At 69.3% G+C, this 26091-nt stretch carries 19 protein-coding genes; 13 read left to right on the top strand and 6 right to left on the bottom strand.

Features of this window, described 5'->3' with window-relative positions; translation table 11 throughout:
* Positions 1-10: 10 nt before the first annotated feature.
* From ACZ7LU_RS10895 to ACZ7LU_RS10905, 3 genes are all read left to right on the top strand, one after another.
* Positions 11-2314, top strand: a complete 2304-nt coding sequence (locus ACZ7LU_RS10895; protein ID WP_471916548.1) for a DUF6571 family protein — start codon at positions 11-13, stop codon at positions 2312-2314.
* A 94-nt stretch (positions 2315-2408) separates the two neighbouring features.
* Positions 2409-3068 (top strand): hypothetical protein, encoded by a 660-nt coding sequence (locus ACZ7LU_RS10900; RefSeq protein WP_471916549.1) that lies wholly within the window; start codon positions 2409-2411, stop codon positions 3066-3068.
* A gap of 89 nt (positions 3069-3157) precedes the next feature.
* On the top strand, positions 3158-3472 hold the full coding sequence (locus tag ACZ7LU_RS10905; protein WP_471916550.1) for a DUF397 domain-containing protein: 315 nt from the start codon (positions 3158-3160) through the stop codon (positions 3470-3472).
* A 148-nt stretch (positions 3473-3620) separates the two neighbouring features.
* Here ACZ7LU_RS10905 and ACZ7LU_RS10910 read toward each other — a convergent pair whose 3' ends face one another.
* The 5 genes from ACZ7LU_RS10910 to eccB form a co-directional block, all read right to left on the bottom strand.
* Positions 3621-3929, bottom strand: coding sequence for a WXG100 family type VII secretion target (locus ACZ7LU_RS10910; RefSeq protein WP_468317995.1), 309 nt, complete (start codon positions 3927-3929; stop codon positions 3621-3623).
* A gap of 32 nt (positions 3930-3961) precedes the next feature.
* Positions 3962-4294: a WXG100 family type VII secretion target gene (locus tag ACZ7LU_RS10915; RefSeq protein ID WP_468317997.1), complete on the bottom strand. Its 333-nt coding sequence runs from the start codon at positions 4292-4294 to the stop codon at positions 3962-3964.
* Positions 4295-4510: 216 nt separating this feature from the next.
* A complete protein-coding gene (locus tag ACZ7LU_RS10920) occupies positions 4511-5902 on the bottom strand; it encodes an outer membrane protein assembly factor BamB family protein (protein ID WP_471916551.1) in 1392 nt (463 codons plus the stop codon).
* A gap of 95 nt (positions 5903-5997) precedes the next feature.
* Complete coding sequence (gene mycP / locus ACZ7LU_RS10925) at positions 5998-7188, bottom strand: type VII secretion-associated serine protease mycosin (protein ID WP_471916552.1); 1191 nt, start codon at positions 7186-7188, stop codon at positions 5998-6000.
* A 98-nt stretch (positions 7189-7286) separates the two neighbouring features.
* A complete protein-coding gene (eccB, locus tag ACZ7LU_RS10930) occupies positions 7287-8816 on the bottom strand; it encodes a type VII secretion protein EccB (RefSeq protein ID WP_471916553.1) in 1530 nt (509 codons plus the stop codon).
* A gap of 166 nt (positions 8817-8982) precedes the next feature.
* On the opposite strand from eccB, the gene eccE reads away from it, so the two are divergent.
* From eccE to ACZ7LU_RS10980, 10 genes are all read left to right on the top strand, one after another.
* Positions 8983-10320 (top strand): type VII secretion protein EccE, encoded by a 1338-nt coding sequence (gene eccE / locus ACZ7LU_RS10935; protein ID WP_471916554.1) that lies wholly within the window; start codon positions 8983-8985, stop codon positions 10318-10320.
* Between the two features lie 74 nt (positions 10321-10394).
* Complete coding sequence (locus ACZ7LU_RS10940) at positions 10395-11117, top strand: hypothetical protein (RefSeq protein WP_468318012.1); 723 nt, start codon at positions 10395-10397, stop codon at positions 11115-11117.
* Positions 11118-11413: 296 nt separating this feature from the next.
* Complete coding sequence (locus ACZ7LU_RS10945; RefSeq protein WP_471916555.1) at positions 11414-14620, top strand: SCO5717 family growth-regulating ATPase; 3207 nt, start codon at positions 11414-11416, stop codon at positions 14618-14620.
* Positions 14621-15179: 559 nt separating this feature from the next.
* Positions 15180-17099, top strand: coding sequence for an ABC transporter substrate-binding protein (locus ACZ7LU_RS10950; RefSeq protein ID WP_471916556.1), 1920 nt, complete (start codon positions 15180-15182; stop codon positions 17097-17099).
* A 3-nt stretch (positions 17100-17102) separates the two neighbouring features.
* Positions 17103-18197 carry an ABC transporter permease gene (locus ACZ7LU_RS10955; RefSeq protein ID WP_470984210.1) on the top strand — a complete coding sequence of 365 codons (1095 nt, stop codon included), beginning with the start codon at positions 17103-17105 and terminating at the stop codon, positions 18195-18197.
* Positions 18194-19126, top strand: a complete 933-nt coding sequence (locus tag ACZ7LU_RS10960) for an ABC transporter permease (protein ID WP_471916557.1) — start codon at positions 18194-18196, stop codon at positions 19124-19126. The genes ACZ7LU_RS10955 and ACZ7LU_RS10960 overlap by 4 nt, the downstream gene beginning before the upstream one ends.
* Entirely contained in the window at positions 19123-20151 is a 1029-nt protein-coding gene (locus ACZ7LU_RS10965) for an ABC transporter ATP-binding protein (RefSeq protein ID WP_471916558.1), read from the top strand. The genes ACZ7LU_RS10960 and ACZ7LU_RS10965 overlap by 4 nt, the downstream gene beginning before the upstream one ends.
* Positions 20152-20212: 61 nt before the next feature.
* Entirely contained in the window at positions 20213-21199 is a 987-nt protein-coding gene (locus tag ACZ7LU_RS10970; protein ID WP_471916559.1) for an ABC transporter ATP-binding protein, read from the top strand.
* A gap of 188 nt (positions 21200-21387) precedes the next feature.
* Complete coding sequence (locus ACZ7LU_RS10975; RefSeq protein WP_468093080.1) at positions 21388-21726, top strand: trypco2 family protein; 339 nt, start codon at positions 21388-21390, stop codon at positions 21724-21726.
* Positions 21727-21742: 16 nt separating this feature from the next.
* Positions 21743-25141, top strand: a complete 3399-nt coding sequence (locus ACZ7LU_RS10980; RefSeq protein WP_471916560.1) for a P-loop NTPase — start codon at positions 21743-21745, stop codon at positions 25139-25141.
* Here the strand turns inward: ACZ7LU_RS10980 and ACZ7LU_RS10985 are convergent.
* A complete protein-coding gene (locus tag ACZ7LU_RS10985; protein ID WP_398308547.1) occupies positions 25138-26091 on the bottom strand; it encodes a bifunctional riboflavin kinase/FAD synthetase in 954 nt (317 codons plus the stop codon). The two genes, ACZ7LU_RS10980 and ACZ7LU_RS10985, sit on opposite strands and share 4 nt — an antisense overlap.

The raw sequence follows: 26091 nt of genomic DNA on the forward strand, positions 1-26091 counted from the left end.
GCGCCAAAGAATGCCTGATTTCCAAGACATCTACGACGCTCCACTCACGAAAATGAAGAGTGCGATCGACGACTGGCGCAAGATGACCGGTGATTTGGTCGAGCTGCACACGAGCGCCACCAAGGGCATGCAAGCCAAGGCGGTGAACGCCGACTGGACGGGCAACAACTCGGACGTCACCCAGGCGTTCATCAAGAAGACGGCCAGCGAATTCAACGACGCGGCTTTGCAGGCCAAGGGGATCGCCGACATTCTCAATGAGGGCTACATGGCGTTCAAAACAGCCAAGGAGGCCCTCCGTGAAATCGTCGAGACAGAAGCTCCGCAGAAGCGCCTCACCGTGGATACAGCAGGCAGGGTGACGGCAAAGAACCCGATCGAGGAGAACACAGCAGCGCGCCGAGACACGGACCAGAAGGCGTATACGGAAGCGCTGAGCAAACAGAATTCCGATATCGCCGACCTGCAGAAGCGCATCAACGAAATTGTTGAGGAGTGCCGTCACGCGGATGAATGGACAGCTCGTGTTCTCAAGTCCAATGCCACCCGCGCCAAGCACGACTTCAGCAAGCCAAAGCACGCGACCATTGATGCGGCAGAAGTGGCGCGCGCCGCTGAACTGGCAAAGATTCTCTCCGGCGAAGGCGGAACTGCACGCCATCTGAAGGAACTCAAAGAGTTCGAGAGTCTGACGCACGCCAACAGAGAGGATCCCGAGTTCTCGACTTCCTTCTACAGGACACTGGGCCCGGAGGGCTCGCTCGAGTTCTACGCCAAGATGTCGCTGGATGCCACCAGCCTGGGCCCGGCCGGCCAGGACCGAGCCGCCCTGGTGCACGGAATCCAGAACGACATGGGCGGCATGCTCGGCCTGGCCTCACGCGCGCATGGCGCCGGGCAATTGGACGCCGCCTGGACGATGCAGCTCATGAAGGCCGGGCGGCAGCAGATCGATGTCCCCGGAGCGGGCGCCGCAGGGAAGATCTACGGATACCAGGCCCTGGGCTCACTGTTGCGAGACGGCAAGTACGACACCACCTTCCTCACCTCCGTGTCCCGCGACATGGCCGCCATGGACAAAAAGGATCCCGGGATCTGGGGCAGAGATATCCCAACCAACCCAGACATGGCCCTGAATCAGGACAAGACTGGCGGTAGAGGATTCAATCCCCTGACGGGGATGATGGAGGCGATGAGCAACAACCCGGAGGCGGCCACCAAATTCTTCAACGAACCGGTACGCGAGGACAGCAACCATGATGGCGCCGTAACGCTGAAAGACAAGGGCGTGGACGGAGATCACGGCAAACCGCTCGGCATGGTCGACTATTTTCTGGACAAGAAGCCTACGGACGACTGGTTCGACACACGCAGCAGCGAGAGCTACGGCACCAATCACTTCCAGAATTCCTTCGGCAATGCCCTCGAAGTATCTGTGACCCATCGCCCACCCGGTGATCTTGATGCGCCTCCGGTCAAGCACACGGAGGACATGGCCAACATCATGGAACGTGTGGTCGAGAAGGTCGGCGACGATCCAACCCTGGTCACTGGCAAGTCAGAGGATGAACCAGGAAGTCTGCACGGACTGGCTCAGCACTTCGGGGACATGTCCTCCGAGTATATGCCCGATCTGCAAGCGACAGCCGAGAACGGGGCAGAATTGATTAAGCCGTTCGGCCACGCAGCAGAATTCAAGAAGGACCAGATGGCTGGTTTCCTGGGTGCTGTAGGACAGGACCCTCAGGCTTATGGCGCCATCAGCAACGCTCAGCAGGCATACACGACTGCGCTGGTTCATGATGTTTTCACTCACCCTGAGTCCCACCCGGACATGGGAGAGTCCGTGCGTAATGCAGTGCATCCTGGGGGTGAAATCGCCGGCATGATGACGGAAGCACGAGCGCAGGGTACCCACGGCCGTCTCGCCCATGAAGCCAATGAATACAATGCCGGGGTGGACGACAAGGCCAAGTGGACCAACAGGATCATCACTGCCGCTGGAGCCAAGTACGTCCAAATGCTGCCCGTGGGCGGAGACGTAGTGGGGTGGATTCAGGAGGATGTCTCGGCATCAGTAGTCGAGGGGGCGAAGATCGACAAAGCGGATGAAAGCCGCAGAGAATCAATCGCCGGATACTCTGAGGCAGAGAAGGCGACCAAGCTCTCCGCCGCCAGAGCTGTGGACGCAGCTGCGAGGGGGACTGATGTGGACCCCGACTTGGTCACCGCTTATAAAGGGTCCGCCTCAACTCAGTCTGCGACGGCCCATTCCATCGGACGAGATATGGTAGCCAGCTCCAACCCGCAATGACGAGGAGGGTGGGGAGCTGGACGGCGCATATCACATCATCTCGAAGACTGATATGTCCACGAACTGTCTATTAAGTACGAACCAGAGGGTCCCGATGCGTCGCAGAAGCTCAATCTCCTCCGTCCCTGTCGTAACGCTCACCTGTCTCGCTCTGGCGCTAACGACAGCCTGCTCGGCCGACGGAGGGGATGGTGAAAAGAAGGCACCTGCACCGTCTGCCACTAACGGAATCAGCCAGGCGTGCGGCGGCATCATCGACGCGCAGATAATCGCCGAGGCTCGTGACTCGCAACTCTGGCCGCAAACCCAGATCGGTCCGTCCCTCAGTATCAGCCAAGCGGCGCGTGCGCTTCGGAAGGCATACCCCGAATCAACGCCTTCGCCACACCGCCTGTGTGCGCTCACCGACAAGAAGAATGACCTCCTGCGTCTCGGCGTAGCCGTCACTTGGGCGGAATCAGGCACCGTGCCGGGCGAGCCTCTCAGCCGTAACGAAACCGCCCGATATGTGCCTGGAAGGACACCTTCCAACGCTGGGACCCTGTGGGTCGCATGCCAGCCGAAGAGCGCCAAAGCGGCAACCGGGGAGGCACTGCTGCGCTTCACGGCTTGGGACGCACTCAAGGTGAGTGAGCATTCCCATGCCGAGATGCTGATCTCGTCGGCGAAAAAGCTCACCCCACGCCTGGGCTGCACCAACACTGCTACTTACCCCGACCCCCAGGCCGTGGCGTCAGCACCCGTCGAGCCGTGACCGGCTTTTGCAGTCCGCTCCCCGCGTGACGCCCGCCAAGTAGGCTGACCCACAAGTTGGTTCGTACGTCGGGAAGGGGCCGGTTCGTCATGGGCGAGGGACAGGACGAGGACGTCAAGGCGCGTAAGGAGCGGGAGAAGAACGAGCTCTACGCCCTTGATATCTCGGGGGTCGAGTGGCACAGCGCGCCCGGTACGGAAGAGGCCGAGGAGCGGGTCGAGATCGCGTACCTGCCCGAGGGCGCCGTCGCGATGCGGTCTTCGTTGGACCCGGAGACCGTGCTGCGCTACACCGAGGCCGAGTGGCAGGCCTTCGTGCTTGGGGCGCGCGACGGGGAGTTCGACCTGGAGCCGACCACACGAAACGGTGGACTGCCGGCCGGCGAGGCCAGCCCTGCCGGGTGATCGGTGAGCGATGGGCGACGGGCGATGAGTTCGTGTGCTTTTCGTAGATCGTGAGCGCAGAGGGGAGGGGAGTCCGGGTGTGTGCCTGTCCCCGTACTCCCCTCCCCCTCTCACGTCCGCCGTGCGCCTCGCGGCGTTCGAGCAGGTCTCAGCTCAGCATGCGGAAACGCCAGGCGTTGCTCTTGTCCGTGTCCTGGTAGCCGGCGACCGACTCGGTCAAGAGCTGTGCGATGCGCTGCAGCTTCTGCACCATGGCGTTCATCTCGGCTTCGCTCTGCCCCTGGATGTCGCGGTACGCCGTCTTGGCCTCGCCCTCCCAGGACTCCGCCACCCGGGCGACCTCGCGCATGAGGGTCTCGAGCCCTTCGTCCATGCTCCTGGCGTTGTTGCGCACGTCGGTGGCCGCCATCGTGACGGTGTCGTAGTTGACCGCGGTCCGGTCGAAGTTGACTGACATGTGGGTACTCCTTGGCTTGCGGCCGCAGCTGCTCAGGCGTGGTCGATGATCTTGCTGGGCACCTCGTACGAGTTGTCCACCTTGCGGATCTGAGCGATCCGCTCCTGCTCGTGGCCGTCGAAGCCCTTGACGCTCATCCGCATGACGTCTTCCAGGTCGACGAGGTTGTCCTGGAGCTTCTTCAGGTGCAGGTTCACACCTCGCTGCAGGGTGTCGAACTCCTTGCCCGCCGCGCCTTTCCAGCCGGCCTGGATCATGTCCACAACGGTGTTCAGGGACGTGACGCGCTTGCTCACGTCCGTGTGGAAGTTGCGGATCCTGTCCGCCAGTTTGGTCAGATCTTCATTGCTGTAATCAACGCTCATCGCTCTTGCCCTCCATGTGCGGACAGCGGCGGTCCCCGCTGTTCGTCTCGACTCCGTGCCAGGGCTCCCCCGGCTCTGGCGGGCAAGGGTCGCGTCAGGTCTTGCGTGTGCCGACACACACGATCCGCGACGCCGCGCCGCCCCCGTGTGGCATCAACGCGTGATGTCACACGCCACTCTAGTCATTCCGGCCCCGCAACTGCCGTGTATTGGGCGTCAGTTGTGGGCCGCCGCCGCGCTCCCGACGCCGAGAACCAGCCATGACACCTGTGGAGTGTCCTTGTCGCTGTCGCTCGGTCCTTCGGCCCGGACGCTGCTGAAGAAGATTCGCCCGTTCTGGACGACCACGTCCGACAATTCCAGAGAGGTGAGCGTCCAGGCCTCGGGTGGGAGACCGAAGGAGAAGTAGGGGGTCTCCTTTCCTGTTCGCGGATTCAGACTCACCACTCCCAAGGGGGTGATGTGGTCGCTGCTCTCCCGGAATGCGAGAACCTGGCCGCCGCTCATCCGCAGGGGATAGAACAACTGGTTGGGGCCCGAGTCGAACCTCCTGACGGCCTTTCCCGTCGCCAGGTCGAACGACGTGATCCAGTTCGCTTCGTCGGCCTGGTGGCTCGTGAGAAACACCTGGTCGTCGCTGACCACCGCCGAGGGGCAGTCATCGATCGTGATGTAGCCATCACGTGCTCGGCACCGGACCTCGTAGCGGCCGCCGTCCAGCCCGATGGTGGCCCGCCGTTTCCCTCGGCCGTCGAGGGAGAACAGGTGCGTGGCCTCGATGCCACCGGTGCCCACAGCGATGACCGGAGGCTCGGCGGACAGTACCTTGACGTCCTTGACCCCGCCCGCGACCCGATGCGTCCACCGGGTGGCGCCGGTCCGAGGAGCGAGTTTCCGGACTCGGTACGTGACGTCTTCCTTCCCCCGCGAGCAGGCCATCAGCGTGAGCAGAGCTCGTCCGCCCGCCACGCCCCGGTACGCGCATCCGTCGCTCTTCTTGTCCGTCCAGAGCCGAGTTCCTCGGTCCATGTCGTACGCCGTCGAACCGTCGCCCCAGGAGACGGCGACCGTCGCTCGCGTCATCGTCACGCTCGTCGGGTCCTGTCCGAAGATGGATTCCGAAGTGGGGAATTCTCGGTCCCAGATCTTCTTGCCGGAGTCGATGTCGACGAACGCCACCTGGTTGCAGAGGGAGTCCTCGTTTTTCTGGGATCTGTGGAGCACGGCGGTGCGGCCTTCCGCGGTCACGTGCCGCGTCACACCGCAGATGGGGCCGGAGAGTGGCAGCCGCCAGATCTCGTCGTCCGTGGTGACGTCTTTGCCGACCTGGAACCCCACCAGCGTTCTGTCGATCCCCTTGGCGAGCACCTTGTCCGTCGCCCAGGTGCCCGGCATCTCGTACTCCTCCCCCGGGCTCATGTCGTCGACGGAGAACCGGAACGCCATCTGCCCCGTGGCGCTCTCAGGACGCTTCTCGACCGTCTCTCTGATGTCGAGTCGCCCTTGGGAAGCAGGGGCGGCGGGTGGCTTGCGGCTTTCCCGGGACGGGTCGTCCGGGCCGAACCAGAGGACCCAACTGCCCGCGCACAGCGCGAGAACCAGCACCACGACGCCGGTTCCGAGTGCCCTTCTGCGACGGCTTCTTCGTACGTTGTCCGCGGCCAACGTCGACTGAGTGAACGGGGAGGGAGGAGGTCCGAAGCTCACGCCCTGAGGTCCCTTCTTCTGCGGGCCTCGCGCATGGCCGCCGCTGCTCCGGCGATCACTGCCACGACGACCACGGTGAGGCCGACCGCGTACGTCGCGTACCGCTCGTCCCGCTCCTGGGGAGTCTCGGCGAGCGAGAAGGCGGCCGTATCCGGCGGTGGGGCCTTCGACACACCGGGGTCCGGCGTCGGTGAACTCGCGGGGTGGGCGATGTCGGAACCGGTGACGGCTCGCACGGGATCGATCACACCCCATCCCACGTAGTTGTCATGGCCATTGATGGAACGCTCCGCTGTCTGCTCGATCCGGGTGGCGATCTGGGCCGGGCTCCAATCCGGGTGCCGGGACTTGAGGAGGGCGGCCACGCCTGCGACGAAGGGCGCCGAGAAGCTCGTGCCGTTGTCCGTGCATTGGCCTCCGCCGGGCACGGTGGAGACGATGTCCACGCCGGGGGCCGCGACGTCGACGAAGTCGCCGGGCTGGGAGAAGGCCGCACGTTCGTTGTTCCGGTCGGAGGACGCGACCCCCAGCACGCCTTCGAAGGCCGCGGGATAGGTGTTCTTCACCTTTCCGTCCAGCCCGTCGTTGCCGGCGGAAGCGACCACCACCACGTCGGCGGCGAGGGCGTCTCGCACGGCGTTGGCCAGTGTCGACGTGCGGGAGAGGGGCTTCGTCGTGTCCTGGGAGATGTTGATGACGTCCGCGCCCTCGGCGACCGCGTGGTCGATGGCCTTCGCCATCGTGTCGGAGTCGCCGCTGTTCTCGGCGTCGTTCTGCCGGATCGGGATGATGGTCGAGGCCGGTGCGATGCCTACGAAGCCCGTTCCCTTGTGCGGTCGGGCCGCGATGATGCCGGCGACCTTCGTGCCGTGCCCGACCTCGTCCTTGGTGGGGTCCGCGCCCTTGCCCTTCGCCAGGTAGTCGCGCCCCGCGCGGGCCTCCACCGCGTCCGCGAGCTGGGGGTTCTTGTCGTCCACCCCCGTGTCGATCACCGCTACGCGAATGCCCTTGCCCTTCTTCCCGTCCTGCCACAGCTCGTCGAGCAGCACACGCTGGAGCGGCCAGGGGCGGCCCTTGATCTGCTCGGCGGGGGTCTGGCACGCGCCGTTTCCGGCGAGCCGCATCTGTGCGACGGGGGTGGTTGTGCTCGTGGGTGCGGCTGTGCTCGTGGGTGCGGCTGTGCTCATGACTGTGGCCATGGCGGCCCCGACCAGCAGGGCTCTCTTCCTCGGCGGCACCGCTACCTCTGTCCTTTCCGTCGGTGGCATCAGGGGGGTGGGAAGGGTCAGGAGCCCTGAGGCTGTCGCGCGCTGTTGGTGTCGAGGCGGGGTCCCTTGGCAAGGAAGTCGGACCAGGGCAGGGGAACCTTGGCGGGCCGGACGTTCTTGTAGCCGAGCTTGACCTGAGCCTCGCTGGATTCAGGGCTGCCGTCGACCGGCCTCTCCTTGTCACCCGCTCCGATGTCGGACTTCTCGCTGTCGCTGTCACCGTTGGCCTGAACGGCATAGCGCAGTCCGGTGTCCGTCACCAGGAAGAGTGATCCCGCCTTCGTCTGCGTGCCACGAATCTGTGTGTAGAGCAGGCCCGTTCCGGGCGTCACGTACGTACTCGTGCCGCCGGCGCCGATGTCGGCCGGGTACTTCGTGCCTGCCCACGTGCTCAGCGCCGTGCCGCCCTTGTCATCCACGTTGCGCAGAACGTTGCACACCGTGTCCCGACCCGCGCCGCCCGCGCCGCTGTTGACCTGAACGGTGCGGTGGCGGGGCCACTTCGCGGCCTCCCCCTCGAAGGTGCCGTCGGCGGAAGCAAAGTCCTGGAGGCCGACGGTGCGCGCCTCGCCGTTCATGTTGAGTCGCGCTGTCTGGGGGGAGTTGATCAGGAGCCAGGCGGTGAACTCGCTGACGGGCTGGACCTTTCCCGGAAGCACCACGAAATGCTTGGTGCCCTCGCCGGTCTCCGCCTTCAGGACCATTCCGACCCGGTTCTCCGTCGGTGACAGCTGGTCGGAGGCCTCGGCCGGAGCACCCACGTTCGCGGGCAGTCGCGGAAACCGGATCGGACTGCCACGGTGAAGGGTGGCCAGCCACTCCTTGGTGACCAGTTGCGGCTTCCTGGTCGGCCCCACCAGCGCGTCCGACAAGAAGTCACCCTCTACGCCCTTGACTTCGTACGACACCCCTGCCGCGTCCACCAGATGGCGTGTCCCCGCGCGTGTTTTCACGTAGAGCACCTCGCCCTCGCCGAGTCGCCGGGAGCCGTCCATCCTGTCCGCTTCCCGGTCGGCGAGGACGAACGTCGCCTCCTGTGTCGTACGGCCTCCGGAGCCGGGCTGCTCGCAGACCGCCCAGCGTTTGAACCTGCCCGCCTCGTCGGACGACGGGAGCCGGTCGGGAGCGTAGGGAATGCCGATGATGGGGCCACGCGGCGGCTTGCCCGCGTCGAGGATGCCGTCGCTGACCTGGATGACTTTGTAGTCGGCGCCGTTCATCAGCAGGCGCGCGGACGCCAGGTTGAGGACGGGGTGCAGGCGCGACTTCTTGCCGGTCCTGAGGACGACGTACCGCGTCGTCGAGTCCTTCCCCACGATGACGCGAGTGCCCGGCACATCCCACCCGGGGGGCGCCTTGGGCTGGAACATGCCCCAGGCCCCGAACACCGCCAGGATGAGGACACCCGTGATCACACTCGGCAGAAAAGCCCGCAGGGGACGCGGCGCACCCTCTTCGGACCCCGTCGGCGAGGGCTGGAGAAATGCCGCCAACGTCCGCTTCTTCGCGAAGGTGTACGCGTTGAGCTCGTCCCGCCGTGATGCCATGAGCGCCTGCTTCTCCCCCACCGCACGTCGGGGCGCGAACCCCATTCCGTCATTGCAAGACCCGGCCCCTACTATGCAGGGTGAGTAGTCGAGCGTGTGCAGGGGGTAGGGCCCCAGGGCGCGCAAGCACCCTGCTTGCCAAGGGGATTCGGGGGGGTACGGAGTGATGGCTGCGGCCGCACGGAGCAGTTCACGAGCGCGTGTGCGCACCCCGGCCGCGGGGACCGGTGGTTCACGGACCGGCCAGGACGAGCCGAGGGCGACGACCGCCGGTCGCGGACCGGCCACGGTTCAACTGCGGTTGCACGCGCGACAGTACGGTTCGTTCCGGCTGCAACAGCTCGTCCTCGTCGAGGTCGCCATCGCTCTGCTCCTCTCCGCCTGGGCCGTCGACCACCTTCTCGTGTTCCCGGCCCTCCTGGCGGCCGCGGCACTGCTGCTTCTCGCGGTCGTACGCCGACGGGGGCGCTCCCTGCCCGACTGGCTGGGCACAGCGCGGGCGTTGCGCCGACGGCAGGGACGGGCCGCCGCCACCCCGGTGCGTCCCGGCACCGAGCCGGGCCTCGCACCGGCCGTCGAATGTGATCCGGCGCTGCGGACCTACGCCCACGGCGACAGGGATCGCCGCTCCGTGGGCATCGTCGGGGACGGCACCTTCGTGACCGTCGTACTCCAAGTGGAGTCCGAGGCCACCTCGTTGCGTGCCGACAGGCTTCAACGTCCCCTTCCTTTGCGGCTTGTGGCGGACGCGCTCCAAGTCGACGGTATCCAGCTGGAGTCCGCGCAAGTCGTCTTGCACACCCAGCCGGCACCCGCGCTGCATCTGCCGCAGGAATCGGTCGCCGTGGGCAACTACGCGCCTCTGCAGGCGCAGACGGGGACGCCCGCGGTACGAATCACCTGGATCGCTCTCAAGCTCGACCCGGAGCTGTGCCCCGAGGCTGTGACGGCACGCGGAGGAGGGCTGCTCGGTGCTCAGAAGTGTGTGGTGCGAGCCGCCGATCAGCTGGCCAGCCGGCTGACCGGGGCGGGCTTCCGGGTCACGGTGCTCGACGAGGACGAGCTGACGTCCGCCATCGCCACATCCGCGGGCGCGAATCCTCTGGTCACGGCCCAGGCCGGGCGCGCCGAGGCACCGGAGCGCCGAACCGAGGAGACGGCACGCTCGTGGCGCTGCGACAATCGCAGGCACACGACGTACTGGGTGCGGCGCTGGCCACACTTCGGTGGTTCCGCGGGCCAGTCCCTCCCGCGACTCGTGGCATCGCTCACCGCGATTCCGGCACTGGCGACCACGTTCAGCCTGACGCTGCGGCGCGATGACCGCAGGGAGATCTCGCTGTGCGGGCACATGCGCGTGACGGGACGCGGTGACGCCGAACTCGTCGCCGCTCGACGTGCGTTGGAGGACGTCGCGCGACACGCGAGGGTCGGCCTCACGCGGCTCGACCGTGAACAGCTTCCCGGAACCCTTGCCACTCTGCCGCTCGGGGGCACTCGCTGATGACCGCACCTGCACCCGCACCCGTGCCTGCTCCTGGCTCACCGTCCGCGCGCTCCGTGAGGCCGGAGGTCTCGATGTCGGCTCGCGCCCGGCAGCGGATTCGTTCGGGGTTCGGTCTGGTCGGGCCGCGACACCCGCGGCATGCGCTGCCCCTTGAGTCGCTGCCCGAACTCAGCCTCCCCATCGGGGACGACGGCGTGGTCATAGGTGTCGACGCCGACGGCAGCCCGGCCGTGCTCGGCGTGAACCGGCCCACCCGGTACGACATGGTCTTCATCGGCGGGCTGTGGACAGCCCAGGTCATTGCCTTGCGAACCGCCGCGACCGGGGCGCGGGTGGCTGTGGAGACCGGGCGGGGCGGGGCCTGGGAGCCGTTGGTGCGGGCGCTTGGGGTGGGGCCTAGTGGGATGGGTGTGTTTGACGTGGGGCGGGTGCCGCCTCAGGGGGCTTCCGCGGGGAGTCCCGTGCTTGTTGTGCGGGACTGCGGGATGCGGCCGCCTCGGGGGCGGGTCGTGTCCGCGCCCTGGCAGTCCGTGCTGACGGTGCTGCCCTATCTGAGTCCCGTCGCGCCTCGGCTGGTGCGGCAGGCGCGGCTGGTGGGGGTGCAGCGGGTGTCGCCGGATGAAGCGGTGCAGATCGGGCGGTTGCTGGGGCTGCCGGGTGGGGACGTCGAGTCGCTGCCGACGTTGGCCGACGGGGTGACGTTGTGGTGTGCCGACCGTGACCGGCAGTACGTGATGACGCAGGCCACCGATGCCGAGACCGGATTGTTGGGTACCGCTCGACGGATGGACTGAGTCGGCCCTGCCTCTGGTAATTCGGGGTGAGGTGTCGGCCGTTGAGGGATTTGTCCGTCACGGTTTGATGTACGTGGATCGCTCCTGGGTGGGGCGTGACGCAATGGACAGCATGGGTGGGGCGGACTGCCCTGCCGTACTGGTGGTTTTGATGATTAGGCTGGGACAGGGCGCATCGCCGGAACCCTCGAACGGGTGGTGCGCGTCCGGCAACGGGGAGAGCCAGGCGGATCGGACGACAGGAACGGTCGCCCCCCACCACGGCACGAGGGTGCTCGACCACACCAGGAGGCATTGTGAACAGCGATCGGGACGAGATCCGCGGGGGCTGGGACTCACCCGTCGATGATCAGTCCGACGCGGAGTCCGCTGCCGAGACGACGGGCGAGTTCACCATCGACTACGCGCCGCCCGCCTGGTACACGCAGAACGCTTCGGGCAGTGCGGGGGAGACGCCTTCGGCGCCGCCTGTTTCCACGCCGTCCGCCTCCGTTCCGGCCGCGCCTGCTCCGCCCGTGTCCGCCCCTGTTCCGCCTGTGTCGGCTCCGGCTGAATCCGCGTCTTCTGGTTCGGGTGCTGGGGCTTCGGATGCTTCGGATGCTTCGGCTGGTTTGGATGAGTCGGGTGCTCCGGCTGGTGCGGAGGCTTCGGCTGGTGCGGATGGTGGGGCTTCGGGTGGCTCCACGCCGCCGCCCGCCATGCCGTCCTTCTCCGCTCCCCCGCCTCCGCCGGCCCCTGTGGGTCCGCCCTCGGGGAGCGTGCCCAGTGTCGTGCCCAAGTTGCCCCTCGGTAGTGGGTTCCAGCCTGCCGATCCGGACCCGGCCCCGGAACCGGATCCGGTCGAGGAGGTGGCGGGTGTCGAGGAGCCGGATGACAAGGGTGTGAAGCCGTCCGTCGTGCCGCCCGTGGCTTCCGGTGGCGGTGCCGCCGACTGGAGCGGGGCCGTTGCCGGGCCTGCTGCCTCGGTCCATGTGACCGGTGTCGTCCCGAAGAGTGAGGTCGATGCCCTGGCCGAGGCCAAGGGTGCCGATGGTGTCGACGACGATGAGGTCGACGACGTTGAGGCCGTGGGTTCGGACGAGGGTGCTGGTGGCAGTGCCGGTGACGGTGCCGGGGCGTCTGAGGGTGCTGCTGTCTCTGAGCGTGCCGCCGTTGAGCCTGTCGCGGAGAGCCTTGGCAGTGGTGACCTCGAGAGTGGCGCCACCATGCGGTTCTCCGCTCGCGCCCTCAAGCAGGAGATCGAGGAGCGGGCTGCCGCTGCTGAGGTCGCGGCCGAGGCCGCAGAGGCTCCGCAGGGCCCGCAGGGCCCGCAGGGCCCGCAGGGCCCGCAGGCCGAAGCTCACGTGGGTGCGGGGGGCTCCGATGGTGATGAGTCCGATGTGCAGGATGAGGGGTCGGATTCTCGCCCCGATGCGGGTGCTGACGGTGACTCCGGTCCCGTAACGGAGGATGTCGTTCCGCAGGACGCCGTGCCTGGCTCTGCCGACGAGGCCGTCCAGGACGCCGTGCCTTCCGCTTGGCCTCCGCCGCCCTCGCCGCAGGACATGCTTCCGCCGTTGCCGCCCGCCTTCCAGCCCGCGGCTCCGACGTCCGCGCCGCAGTGGCCCGCGCCCACGACGACTCCGCCGGCCCCGCAGGCCGCTCCCTCCCCCGCGCCGGCTCAGCCGCAGGCTCCGCAGCCCGCGCCGGGGGCCTGGCCCACGTCCACGCCCGCCCCTGCGCCCGCGCCCACACCGGCACCTGCGCCCGCGCCCGACGCTCCGCAGGCCGGGTACGGGTTCCCGCAGGCAGCTCCGGTTGCCCCGGCCGCCCCCGAGGCTCAGGCGCCCCCGGCGCCTCCGACGGGTTACGGCTTCCCGCAGGCCGCGCCCGCCCCCGCTCCCGCACCGGCCCCCGCTCCCGCTCCTGAGCCGCAGGCTCCCCCGGCGCCCCAGGCCGGTCCCGGTTACGGCTTCCCGCAGCCGCCCGCGCCGCACGGGCAGCAGCCCGTTCAGCCGGGGCAGCCCTTCCCGGGGCAGCCGTTCCCCGCCCAGCCGCAGGCGCCGGGGCAGCAGCACCTTCCCCCGCAGCAGCCGCAGCAGCCGCAGGCATTTCCGGCCCAGACCCAGCCTCAGCCTCCGGTTCAGCCCCAGCCGCAGGCTCCTCAGCCGCCGCAGGCTCAGCAGCCTCAGGCCCCACACCAGGAACAGCCGGCACAGCCCGGGCAGCCGCCCGTCGACCCCCGTACCGGTGCCGCCTGGCCGCAGGCCGTGCGGCACGATCAGCGGGAGCGGACCAACCCGGGTGCCCCGCTCGGTTACACCGCCGCCGTCGAGCTGTCCTCCGACCGGCTGCTGCGCAACACCAAGACCAAGGCCAAGAGCAGCCGGCCCACGGGCGGCGGTTCGCGGTTCAAGCTGGGCGGCAAGAAGGAAGAGGCCGAGCGGCAGCGCAAGCTGGAGCTGATCCGGACGCCCGTGCTGTCCTGCTACCGGATCGCCGTCATCAGCCTCAAGGGTGGTGTCGGCAAGACGACCACGACCACCGCCCTGGGGTCCACGCTCGCCACCGAGCGGCAGGACAAGATCCTCGCGATCGACGCCAACCCCGACGCCGGTACGCTCGGCCGGCGCGTGCGGCGCGAGACCGGGGCCACGATCCGCGACCTCGTCCAGGCGATCCCGTACATCAACTCGTACATGGACATCCGGCGCTTCACCTCGCAGGCGCCGTCCGGGCTCGAGATCATCGCCAACGACGTCGACCCGGCCGTGTCGACCACGTTCAACGACGAGGACTACCGGCGCGCGATCGACGTACTGGGGAAGCAGTACCCGATCATCCTGACCGACTCCGGTACGGGCCTGCTCTACAGCGCCATGCGCGGGGTCCTCGACCTCGCCGATCAGCTGATCATCATCTCGACGCCGTCCGTGGACGGTGCGAGCAGTGCCTCTACGACGCTCGACTGGCTGTCCGCGCACGGGTACGCCGACCTCGTCTCGCGGTCTCTCACCGTCATCTCCGGTGTGCGCGAGACCGGCAAGATGATCAAGGTCGACGACATCGTGTCGCACTTCGAGACGCGGTGCCGGGGCGTTGTCGTCATCCCCTTCGACGAGCACCTCGCCGCCGGCGCCGAGGTCGACCTCGACATGATGCGGCCGAAGGTGCGGGAGGCGTACTTCAATCTCTCGGCGATGGTGGCCGAGGACTTCGTGCGGGCTCAGCAGCAGCAGGGGTTGTGGACGTCGGACGGGAATCCGCCGCCGCACATGGCTCCGCCGATGCCGGGGCAGCAGGTGGCTCAGCCGCAGGGGCAGCCGTACGCGCCTCAGCAGCCGCAGCAGCACCAGCAGCCGTACGCACCTCAGCAGCCGCAGCCCTACCCGCCGCAGCAGCAGGGGCAGCCGCCCCAGCCGCAGGCCCAGCCCCTGGACGGGCAGGCGCCGCCACCCGTGCAGCCCGGTGCGCCGTTCCAGCCGGGGGCGCCGTTCCAGCAGGCGCCGCCTCCGCAGCAGTAGCAGTAGCAGAGCCGCCGTCAGTTCCTCAGTGGGCCCGTACCGTTCCCTCGGTGCGGGCCCACCGGCGTTCCCGCCTCCCTTCCCCGCACCGGCACCGGGGGCTGTGCCCACCCGTTCCGCCGTGCGGAACGCCTGCCCACAGCGGGAACAGCGGCCCAGCCCCGAACGCACCGCCAGGCAAGTCACCCCTGCCAGCAGCAGCAACAGCGGCAGGAACAGCCAGCCCCACCCCGAACAAACCACCAGCACCTGCCCACAGCGGAAACAGCCGGCCCAGCCCCACCCCACCCCACACCCCGCACCCCCGCCCGAACGGACCACCAGGTCAAGCCCCCCCTCCCTCCGTCGCCACCCCCTCACCAGCCATGCGTCAGTGGTCTTGACCAATGCGGATGAAATCCCGGTCAACTCGTTATTTCCGCAGGCCACATGGGGTTCACCCGCCGTTGACGCGTGCAGACTGGCGCTGGTAAACACACAGCAACCAGCTGACCCTTCTTGATCCACCAGCGTGTAACCAGCCATCCCTGCGCGAGCGATGACGCGAGGTCACCGACCCATGGACACACAAGATCAGCACGGCAGACCAGCAGTTCCGAAGGCAGCAGCACCGCACCGTCCCAGCGATCGCGGCCGCGACCGCGACCACCACCGTCACCGCCGCCTCACCCTCCTGCTCGCCGGTGGAGCCGCCGCGTTCACCCTGACGGCCGGTCTCGCCACGCCGCTCAATCCGGGCCCGCAGCAGGCGCACGCCGAGGACGGCGGCAAGAAGGTGCTCACCGTCGCCGTGGCGCAGAGCGTCGACTCGCTCAGTCCGTTCCTCGCCCAGCGGCTGCTCAGCACCAGCCTGCACCGGCTGACGTACGAATACCTGACGAACTACGACGCCGAGAACAACAAGGCGATCGCCGGGTTCGCCACCGACTGGAAGCCGTCCGCGGACAAGCTGACCTGGACATACACCATCCGAGACGACTCCAAGTGGTCGGACGGGAAACCGGCGACCGCCGAGGACGCGGCCTGGACGTTCAACAAGGTGATGTCCAAGGAGGGCACCGCCACCGCGAACTCCAACTTCGTCACCAACTTCAAGAAGGTGACCGCGCCCAGCCCGACCAAGCTGGTCATCGAGCTGAAGAAACCGCAGGCCACGATGGCCGCGCTCGACGTGCCGATCGTCCCTAAGCACGTCTGGGAGAAGGTCGACGACATCTCGAAGTTCAACAACGACAAGGACTTCCCCGTCGTCGGGAACGGCCCGTTCATCCTGACGGACTACAAGGTCGACCAGTACGTGAAGCTGAAGGCCAACAAGGACTTCTGGCGCGGGCCCGCCAAGTTCGACGAGCTGGTCTTCAAGACGTACAAGGACCAGGACGCCGCCGTCTCCGCCCTCAGGAAGGGCGAGGTGTCCTTCGTCGCCGGGCAGCCCGCGCTCACCCCGGCGCAGGCGAAGTCGCTGGAGAACGTCGAGAACATCAAGGTCAACGAAGGGCCCGGGCGGCGCTTCTTCGCCATCGCCACCAACCCCGGCGCGAAGACGAAGGACGGCGAGAAGTTCGGTGACGGGCATCCGGCGCTGCTGGACAAGAAGGTCCGGCAGGCGCTGTTCCTCTCCGTCGACCGCGATGCCCTCGTCGACAAGGTCTTCCAGGGCAACGCCGTCGCGGGCGCGGGGTACATCCCGCCCCGCTTCTCCGAGTACGCCTGGAAGCCGTCCGCCGACCAGGAGCTGACGTACGACCCGAAGCGGGCCGCCCGGCTCCTCGACGAGGCGGGGTACAAGAAGAACAGCGACGGCAAGCGCGTCGGCAAGGACGGCAAGCCCCTCGACTTCCGCATCCTGTGCCATGCCACGGACCCCAATGACAAGGCCGTCGGCAAGTACCTGAAGGAGTGGTGGGGGGACCTCGGCATCGGGCTGAAGGTCAACTGTCTCGACGACGTGTCCGTGCCCTGGTACGCCGGTGAGTACGACCTGGCCTTCGACGGCTGGTCCGTCAACCCCGACCCGGACTTCGTGCTCGGCATCCACACCTGCGCCGCGCTGCCGGAGAAGGCGAAGGAGAGCGCCGCCACCGACAACTTCATCTGCGACAAGAAGTACGACGAGCTGTACGCCAAGCAGCTCGCCGAGTACGACCCCGCCAAGCGCGCCGAGATCGTCAAGCAGATGCAGTCGTGGCTCTACGACTCCGGGTACATGAACGTCCTCGCGTACCCGAACGCCGTCGAGGCCTACCGCACCGACCAGATCAAGTCCATCACCACTATGCCGAAGGCCGCGGGCAACATCTACGGCCAGGATGGATATTGGAGCTGGTGGTCGGCCGTCCCCGCGGATGGGAAGAGTTCCTCCAAGGACGGCAGCTCGACCGGTGTCATCATCGGTATCGCCGCTGCCGCGGTGGTGCTCGTGGGCGGCGGAGTCCTGTTCGCCCTGCGCCGCCGTTCTACCGCAGAGGACCGCGAGTAACGCATGACCGCTGACAGCAACCCCGCCCTGCTCGACACCGAGGGCCCGCTGGGCCCAGGGGCCGACGGCGACCCGGCATCGGCCGGGCCGGCGTCGGCCCGCGGGCCGCGCGCCCGCAACACCCGCGCCTACCTCCTCTATGTGGCGGGCAAGCTCGGCGGCGCGGTCGTGTCGCTGTTCGCCGTGCTCGTCACCAGCTTCTTCCTCTTCCGGCTCATCCCCGGCGACCCCGTCAAGCAGATGACGGGCGGCAAGCGCGTCTCCGCCGAGCAACTCGCCGCGATGCGCAAGGAGTTCGGCCTCGACAAGCCGGTCATGGCCCAGTTCTGGGACTACACCGGCAATGTCCTGAGCGGCGACTTCGGCACGTCGTACCAGTTCCACGCCCCCGTGATGGAGAAGATCACGGAGGCGCTGCCCGCGACGCTGCTCCTCACCGGAACGGCGTACGTCCTCTACACCCTCATCGGCATCTGGCTGGGCACGCGCACCGCCTGGCGCAACGGCAGGCTCGGCGACCGCTTCAACACCGGGCTCGCGCTGACGCTGTACTCCGTGCCGTCGTTCTGGCTCGGCCTGCTGCTGATCATCACCTTCGCGGTGGGGATCGGGCCGATTCCCGGGATGTTTCCGACCGGCGGTCTGGAGTCGGGGGGCGAGACCGGCTTCGCGTACGTCATCGATGTCGCGCACCACATGGTGCTCCCCGTGATCACGCTGGTCGCCGTCGGGTACGCGCAGACGCTGCTCGTCATGCGGTCCTCGCTCCTCGACGAGATGGGCAGCGACTATCTGACGACCGCCCGCGCCAAGGGGCTCCGCGACGACCTCGTGCGGCGCCGGCACGCCGTCCCGAACGCGATGCTGCCGACCGTCACGCTGATGTTCGTCAACCTCGGCACGGTGGTCGCGGGCGCGATCCTCGTCGAGACCGTCTTCTCCTGGCCGGGGCTCGGCGGGCTCTTCTACGCGGCGCTGAGCGTGCCCGACCTGCCGCTGGTGCAGGGACTGTTCTTCGTCTTCTCGGCCGCGGTGATCCTGATGAACACCCTGGCCGACGTGATCTATCCACTGCTCGATCCCCGGGTGGGCCGATGACGACCGAATCCGCACCGACCACACCCGCCGCGCCGGTCAAGAGCGCGCGGTCGCTCGCCCGGACCCGGCGCAGGCACTCCGCGGCCCGCTTCTGGCGGGAGTACCGCACGCACAAGGCCGGGCTCTTCGGCCTCGCCGCGCTCGTCCTGATCGCCCTCGCCGCGGTCTTCGCACCGCTGCTCGTCGGCTCCGACGCGCAGAGCGTGACCGACGCGCCGGGCGCGCCGATGGAGTCGCCGAGCGGCTCGTACCCGCTGGGCACCGACCAGTTCGGGCGCGATCTGCTGGGCCTGCTGGTGTGGGGCGCGCGCATCTCGCTGTCCGTGGGGCTGCTCGCCGCCGTGCTCTCGGTGGCCATCGGCACGCTCGTCGGGATCACCGCCGGGCACTTCAAGGGCTGGTACGCCACCGTCATCATGCGCGTCACCGACTGGTTCCTGGTGATGCCGACGCTGGTGCTCGCGATCGCCCTCGCCTCCGTGATGTCCCGCTCCATCTGGACGATCATCCTGGCGATCGGCGTGACGACCTGGCCGACCACGGCACGCCTGGTCCGCGCGCAGACGCTGGCGGTCGAGTCGCGCCCGTACATCGAACGCGCCCAGGCGCTCGGCGGCGGCCACGGCCACATCATGGCCCGGCACGTGCTGCCCAACGTGATGCCGCTCGTCCTCGCGCAGACCACCCTCGTCATCTCCGGCGCCATCCTCACCGAGGCGACGCTCGCGTTCCTCGGCCTCGGCGACCCGACGAGCGTGTCGTGGGGCGGGCTGCTCCAGGACGCGCGCGAGGCGGGCGCGGTCAGCGCCGGCCACTGGTGGTACCTCGCGCCGCCCGGCCTCGCCATCGCCGTCGTCGCGCTGGCGTTCACCCTGTGCGGCCGCACCGTGGAATCCGTGCTCAACCCCAGGCTGGGGGCCACCCGTTGAACGACGTACAGAAAACCGATGGGCACCGGCTCCTCGACGTGCGCGACCTCGAAGTGACGTACGCGAACGGCGCCGCCGCCGTCCGCGGCGTCAACCTCCACGTCGACGCGGGCCAGAAGCTCGGCGTGGCCGGCGAGTCGGGCTGCGGCAAGTCCACGCTCGCGCTCGCCCTGCTGCGGCTGCTGCCCGCCGGCACGAAGGTGTCCGGCGAGATCCTGCTCGACGGCGAGGACGTCCTCACCATGAAGTGGGGGCGGGTCCGCGCGGTGCGCTGGGCCGGTGCCTCGATCGTCTTCCAAGGCGCGATGCACTCGCTGAACGCCGTGCACCGCATCGGCGACCAGATCGCCGAGCCGATCCTGCTGCACAGGAAGGCGACACAGGCGGGCGCGAAGAAGAAGGCGGGCGAGCTCCTCGAACACGTGGGGCTGCCCGCCGCGCGCGCGGACGCGTACCCGCACGAGCTGTCCGGCGGCCAGCGTCAGCGCGTGATGATCGCGATGGCGCTCGCCTGCGACCCCCGGCTGATCATCGCCGACGAGCCGACCACCGCGCTGGACGTGATGATCCAGGCTCAGATCCTGCGCCTGATCGAGCAGTTGGTGACCGAGCAGGACCTCGGCCTGATGATGATCAGCCATGACCTGGCGGTGCTCTCCGACACCTGCGACCGGCTCGCCGTGATGTACGCGGGCCGCGTCGTCGAGGAGGGCCCCGCGACACAGGTGTACGAGAACGCGCGGCACCCCTACGGCAAGGCCCTGTCGGCCGCCTTCCCGCGCATCGGCGACACGGCGTCGCGGTTCGCCCCGCGCGGCCTGCCGGGCGACCCGCCCGACCCGTCGGCGCTGCCCACGGGCTGTACGTTCCACCCGCGGTGCGCGGTCGCGCTCGAATCCTGCGCCACGGAGGACCAGGCCCTGCGGGACGCGGGCCCGCACCACCGCGCGGCCTGCGTCCACGCGGGCGCGCCGCTCCCGGCCCAGCCCACGTCGGCGCCGGCGACGGCGGAGCGCACATCGTGACCGCCCGCCCTCGTGACCATCGGCCCTCGGGACCGACCGCCCTCGCGACCAGGAGCCGCACATGACCACCGAAGCCGCAGGACCGCTGCTGTCGGCCGCCGACCTGCACATCGCCTTCCCCGGCCGCCGCGGCGCGCCGACCGCCCGTGCCGTGGACGGCGTCGACCTCGACATCAAGGGCGGCGAGATCGTCGCGCTGGTCGGCGAGTCGGGGTGCGGCAAGACGACACTGGCCCGCTCACTGCTCGGCCTGGTGCCGCCGACCTCCGGCAGGGTGACGTTCGGCGGCAAGCCGCTGGACTACTCGGGCCGCGCCCTCAAGGCGTACCGCAAGCGGGTCCAGCTGGTCCTCCAGGACCCCAGCGGCTCGCTCAACCCCCGGCACACGGTGTACGACGCCGTGGTGGAGGGGCTGCGCATCCACAGGTACGGGGGCGACGAGCGGGCGGCGGTCGCCGAGGCGCTGTCCCGGGCCGGGCTGCGTCCGCCGGACCGCTTCTTCCTGCGCTATCCGCACGAGCTCTCCGGCGGCCAGCGCCAGCGCGTCGTCATCGCGGGCGCGCTGGTCCTCGAACCCGAACTGATCGTCGCCGACGAGCCGGTGGCATCCCTCGACGCGTCCGTGCGCGGCGAGATCCTGGCGTTGCTGCTCCGGCTGCGGGACGAACTCGGCCTGTCCGCACTGGTGGTGACGCACGACCTCGGCCTCGCGTGGAACATCGCGGACCGGGTCGCGGTGATGTATCTGGGCCGGATCGTCGAGACGGGGACAGTGGAGGAGGTGCTGACGGCACCTCAACACCCCTACACGCAGGCGCTGTTGTCCGTGCTCCCCGAGGCACCCGGCGAACCGGTGGTCCTCACGGGTGAGCCGCCGGATCCGTCGCGGATTCCCGGGGGGTGCCGGTTCCATGCGCGGTGCCAGGTGCTGGCCTCGGGCGAGGCGGAGCGGGCCGGAGTCGCGGACCGCTGCCGCGGTGAGGACCTGACGGTCCTGTCCGGCGGCGGCGAGACACAGGTCGCCTGCCACTGGGCGCGGGCACGCTAGCGCGCCACGCCCCCGGGGTCCACGGGACCGGTCGCCAGGACAGGGGAGTTCTTCGGGCGGCAGACCGGTCCACCGCTCGCCCCAGCCGGCGAAGCAGCGGTACAGACCTCCTCGCCGCCCACGCACGAGCGCCTCCCACGCCGTAAAGTGTGCCGACTGCGCATGTACGGCGAGGAGTTGAGGGTCGGATGAGTGAGCCCATCGGGGTCGGCGAGGCCGTCCAGGCGCTCCGGGATGAGCTGCTGGAAGCGGCTGTCGCGGGCGTCGGCAGCAATGTGCAGTTCGAGGTCGGCCCCATCGAGCTGGAGTTCGCGGTCACCCTCACCAGGGAGGCCACCGCCAAGGCGGGCCTCGGGCGGGTGCTGAGCACGGTGGTGTCGGCGGGCGCCTCCGGGAGGCTCGCGAAGGAGGACGTGCACCACGTGAAGCTCGTCCTCACGCCGAGGGACCGTACCGGAAACCCGCTCCTGATCAGCAACGAGGATCCGCCGGAGACCGGCTCCCTGGAACCCTCCTTCGGGCGCTGAGAAGCGGCCGCCCGACGTGCGGGAGACACACCGGACCGCTGTGGTGCGGGCGACGGGGCAGGGGTCGGGCCACCTGCTCGCGCCACGCCTCGTCCTCACCGCGCAGCACGTCCTGGGGGACCGCACGGAGGCGACGGTGCAGGTGCCCGGCAGCGGACCCGTCCCCTGCCGCGTGGTCTGGTCGCGCTCCGACGGGCCTTACGACACGGCCCTGTTGCTGGCCGGTCAGGATCTGGCGCACGGCCTCGCACCCGTGCGCTGGGGCCGGTTGGTGACGCGGGACCCGACGGACACGTCGGTCCGGGGGTACACGGGTCATTCGGGGCGTGCGGGGAACGTGGGGTCCACGTCGTTCGTCGGCGTGCTCGACCCCATGGAGGCCGTCGAGTCCGACCGCTACGTACTGAACCTGACCGGCACTCCCCCGCTGGGGTCCGCGCAGGCCTCCCCCTGGGCCGGCCTGTCGGGCGGCGCCGTGTGGTGTGCGGGCACGCTGGTGGGCGTCGCCGTCGCCGACCTGCCGGGCTGGCCGCACAGCAGGATCGAGGCAGTCCCCAGTTACGTGCTCTTCGCGGACGAGGCGTTCCGCGAACTGGTGCGCCGGCACACGGGCGCGACCGTCCACCTCGAACCCGCCGAGTTCGCCGACCACGCCGAATCCGTCGAACCGCTCGTGCCGCGGTCCGTCGCCACACTGCTCCACCCCAGGGCGGAGACCGTTCGGTTCGCCGGACGCCGTGAACTCCTCGACGAGATGGTGGCGTGGAGCACCGCACCCGACGACCTGTCGATGGCGCTGCTCACCGGGGCCGGCGGCGCCGGAAAGACACGCCTCGCCCGCGAGCTCGGCCACCGGCTCGCCGCGTCCCGGTACGCGGTGGTGCACCTGAGGCGGGGCAGCGGAACCGACCAGCACCGCCTGCTCGCCGCGACGACGGCCCCCGTGCTGCTCGTGATCGACTACGCCGAGAGCCGGGCGGAGGAGGTGGGAAAGCTCCTCCACCACCTCGGCCGACGCATGAGCGGGGTTCCGTTCAGGGTCCTGCTCGTCGCACGAGCCGTCGGCCAGTGGTGGGAAGAACTGCGCTCTCTCGGCGGGGCGGAAGCGGCCGACACGACGGCACAGATCCGGCGCTGGTCGATCCTGGACACGGTGTCGCTGGGCGTGGCGGAGGACGAGATCTTCCGTACGGCGGTGGAGGACCTGACCAGGGGAGCGGCGGCGCTGGGCCTCGCCGTGTCGGCGGAGGCGCCGGGCGACGCGTCCCCAGAACAGCCCGGCATGCCCCCACGCCCGCACCGGACCGTCCTCGACATCCACATGGCGGCGCTCGCGAGCGTGCTGGCGCCGAGCGCCCGGGTCCCGGTGCGGAGCGCCCAGGAGGCACTCCTCGGCCACGAGTCGGCGTACTGGCGGGAGACCTCGCGGCGCGCCCCCCTCGCCGCCCTCGGCGACGCCGCGCTGCGCAACGCGGTGGTCACGGCCACGCTCGTGGGCCCGGTGCCGGGTCCGCGCGCCCACGCGATGCTCGCCCGGGTACCGCGCGTCGGCGACCAGCCGGAGTCGGTGCGACGGGCGGTGGCGGACTGGCTCCACGAGCTCTACCCCCGCCCCGACTCCGCCGACGGCGGCACGTCGTGGCAGTGGGGCCCCCTCCAACCCGACCCCCTGGGCGAGTTCCTCGTGGGCAGGCGGGTGGCCGCCGAGCCGGAGATCCTGCTGCGCCTGCTGCCGGTGCTCGACGCCTGGGAGACGGTGAACGCACTCCTCGTCATGAGCCGGGCCGCGGCGCAGACCGAGTCCGAGCCCCTGGCGGACGTCCTGCGCACCGCCGTCCGCTCCGACCCGGCACGCTTGGCGCCCCTGCTGGTGGCGGCGGGGACGCGCAGCGCGGAACCAGGGATCCTGATCGCGGCGCTCGACCAGATCCTCGTCGAGGAACTGCTGCCCCCGGACCGGCTGCTCGACCTGGCGGCGAGGATCCCGCCCCTCACACGGGCGCTGTCGTCATGGAGCGTCCGCCTGCACGAGAAGCTCCTGCAGGTCGAGCCCGAGCCGACGGCCCCCCACCCGCACCGGGAACGGGCGGGCGCCCTGCACAACCTGGCCGGGCGGCAACTCGCGGCGCACCGCTACGAGGAGGCACTGGAGGCCGCGACGTCCGGGCTGCGGCTGCTCGACACCGAAGACGCCGGAGGCCTGGGAGGCGTCGACGAAGCTCTGCTCCGGGGACTGCTGCTGTACGACCGGGCGGCAGCACTGGGCAGGCTCGGGCGGGTGGAAGAAGCCGTGCGCGACGGACGGCAGAGCGTCGCCCGGCTCGTGACGTTTCAGGTGGCAGGAGGCAAGGACCAGTGGGCCGTGCGGCCCGCGCTGGGGGCGGTGCTGAACAACCTCTCCCAGCACCTCGCCGAAACGGGCGACGACGAGGCGGCGCTCGCGGCCGCCCACAGGTCGGTCGACATACGACGCGAACTCGCCGCCGACGACGCCACTTCGCTGCCCGATCTGGCCAGGTCGCTCAATACGCTCACGCTGCGCCTCCAGGAAGCCGGTGACCTCGCAGCGGCGATGGAGACCGCCGACGAATCCCTGCGCGTCCGCCGGACGGCCGCGCAGGACCATCCGGACGCGTACCTGGAGGAACTTTCCTCGACGTTGCGCAACAGGGCGCGGGTCCTTGTCGACCTGGGCGATCTCGTCGGCGCGCTGGAGGACGCACGGGAAGACGTGTCGATCAGACGGCGGCTCGCCCGCTCGGGGCCGCCGCGGTCGAGGGTGCACCTCGTGCACGCACTGCACACACTTGCCGACCTCCGTCTCGAGGCCGGTTCGCCGTCGGAGGCCGTCGAGGCGGCGGACGAGGCCACCGGACTGGCGCGCAGGCTCGTGGCCGAGGACGGGCGGCGGTATCTGTCGCTGCTCGGGGAGTCCTTCCTCGTACAGACCCGGGCCTTGGTCCACGCGTCGTGCGCATCGGTCGCCTACCGGGTGAACATCAAGGCAGCGCGGGTGTTCCGCACCGTCCACCGCGAGAACCGCGCGGACTGCGTGGGCCTGCTGGCCGCCCTGGCCAATCAGGCCCATTTCATGTCACTGGCCGAGCGGCCGAAGGACGAGGAACAGGCGGCCGCCGAATCAGTCGCCGTCCTGACCGGGCTGCCCGAGGAGCTGAGGGACGAACTGAGGGCCGAGCGCGCCGCGGCGCTCGAGTACCACGCCAAAACCCTCATCGCCCTGAGCCGTCCGGCAGCGGCCCGAGAGGCGTGCGGCGCCGCGCTGGCCCTGTACCGCGAGCTGGACCGCGAGGACCCGGGCTCCTGCACGGAACGCATCAGGGAGGCGGAGGCACTCCGGCAGTCGGCGGGCCGACAGGAGAAACCGGGGCCCGGAACACCGGGCCCTCGCGGCTAGGCGTTCCGTGCCGCCTCGACCAGTTCGCGGCACCGCTTCACGTCATCCGCGATGGCGACGAGCAGCGAGTCGACCGAGTCGAACTTGGCCTGCCCGCGCACGAAGGCCAGGAACTCCACGGCCACGTGCAACCCGTACAGGTCGAGGCCGACGCGGTCGATCGCGTACGCCTCGACGGTCCGCTCCGTGCCGTCGAACTGCGGATTCGTGCCCACGGAGATCGCCGCGGGCATGGCCTCGCCCTCGACGTGCAGCCATCCGGCGTAGACGCCGTCGGCGGGGATGGCGGTGTGGGGCAGCGTCTCCACGTTGGCGGTGGGGAAGCCCAGCTCGCGGCCGCGCTGGGCGCCGCGCACGACGACGCCCTCGACGCGGTGCGGGCGGCCGAGGATCTCCGCGGCCCCCGTCACGTCCCCCTCGGCGATCAGGCGCCGGGTCAGCGTCGAGGAGAACGGCTCGCCGCCACCCGCCTCGCCGCTCACGTACAGGTCGATGACATCGACTTCGTAGTCGTACGTCCGGCCGAGCTCGGCCAGGAAGTCGACATTGCCCGCGGCCTTGTGGCCGAAGCGGAAGTTGGGGCCCTCGACGACCACGCGCGCGTGCAGCTTGTCGACGAGGACCTTGACCACGAAGTCGGCGGGCGACAGCTTCGAGAACTCGGTGGTGAAGGGGAGGATCAGCAGCGCGTCCACGCCCAGCTCGGCCATCAGCTCGGCGCGCCGGTGGTGCGGGGCGAGCAGCGGCGGGTGGCTGCCGGGGCGCACGACCTCGCTGGGGTGCGGGTCGAAGGTGACGACCACGGCGGGCACGCCGAGCTCACGCGCGTGCTCCACGGCGCGCCCGATGATCAGCTGGTGACCGCGGTGCACGCCGTCGTAGGAACCGATGGTGACGACGCTGCGCCCCCAGTCCTGGGGGATGTCCTCCAAGCCACGCCAGCGCTGCAC

It is taken from the genome of Streptomyces sp. NPDC039462 (assembly GCF_055639375.1).

Bases quoted from the DNA above. Each gene is read 5' to 3' on its own strand.
- ACZ7LU_RS10895 (WP_471916548.1), top strand. From the start codon at position 11: ATGCCTGATTTCCAAGACATCTACGACGCTCCACTCACGAAAATGAAG.
- ACZ7LU_RS10900 (WP_471916549.1), top strand. From the start codon at position 2,409: ATGCGTCGCAGAAGCTCAATCTCCTCCGTCCCTGTCGTAACGCTCACC.
- ACZ7LU_RS10905 (WP_471916550.1), top strand. From the start codon at position 3,158: ATGGGCGAGGGACAGGACGAGGACGTCAAGGCGCGTAAGGAGCGGGAG.
- ACZ7LU_RS10910 (WP_468317995.1), bottom strand. From the start codon at position 3,929: ATGTCAGTCAACTTCGACCGGACCGCGGTCAACTACGACACCGTCACG.
- ACZ7LU_RS10915 (WP_468317997.1), bottom strand. From the start codon at position 4,294: ATGAGCGTTGATTACAGCAATGAAGATCTGACCAAACTGGCGGACAGG.
- mycP (WP_471916552.1), bottom strand. From the start codon at position 7,188: ATGAGCACAGCCGCACCCACGAGCACAGCCGCACCCACGAGCACAACC.
- eccB (WP_471916553.1), bottom strand. From the start codon at position 8,816: ATGGCATCACGGCGGGACGAGCTCAACGCGTACACCTTCGCGAAGAAG.
- eccE (WP_471916554.1), top strand. From the start codon at position 8,983: ATGGCTGCGGCCGCACGGAGCAGTTCACGAGCGCGTGTGCGCACCCCG.
- ACZ7LU_RS10940 (WP_468318012.1), top strand. From the start codon at position 10,395: ATGTCGGCTCGCGCCCGGCAGCGGATTCGTTCGGGGTTCGGTCTGGTC.
- ACZ7LU_RS10950 (WP_471916556.1), top strand. From the start codon at position 15,180: ATGGACACACAAGATCAGCACGGCAGACCAGCAGTTCCGAAGGCAGCA.
- ACZ7LU_RS10955 (WP_470984210.1), top strand. From the start codon at position 17,103: ATGACCGCTGACAGCAACCCCGCCCTGCTCGACACCGAGGGCCCGCTG.
- ACZ7LU_RS10960 (WP_471916557.1), top strand. From the start codon at position 18,194: ATGACGACCGAATCCGCACCGACCACACCCGCCGCGCCGGTCAAGAGC.
- ACZ7LU_RS10970 (WP_471916559.1), top strand. From the start codon at position 20,213: ATGACCACCGAAGCCGCAGGACCGCTGCTGTCGGCCGCCGACCTGCAC.
- ACZ7LU_RS10975 (WP_468093080.1), top strand. From the start codon at position 21,388: ATGAGTGAGCCCATCGGGGTCGGCGAGGCCGTCCAGGCGCTCCGGGAT.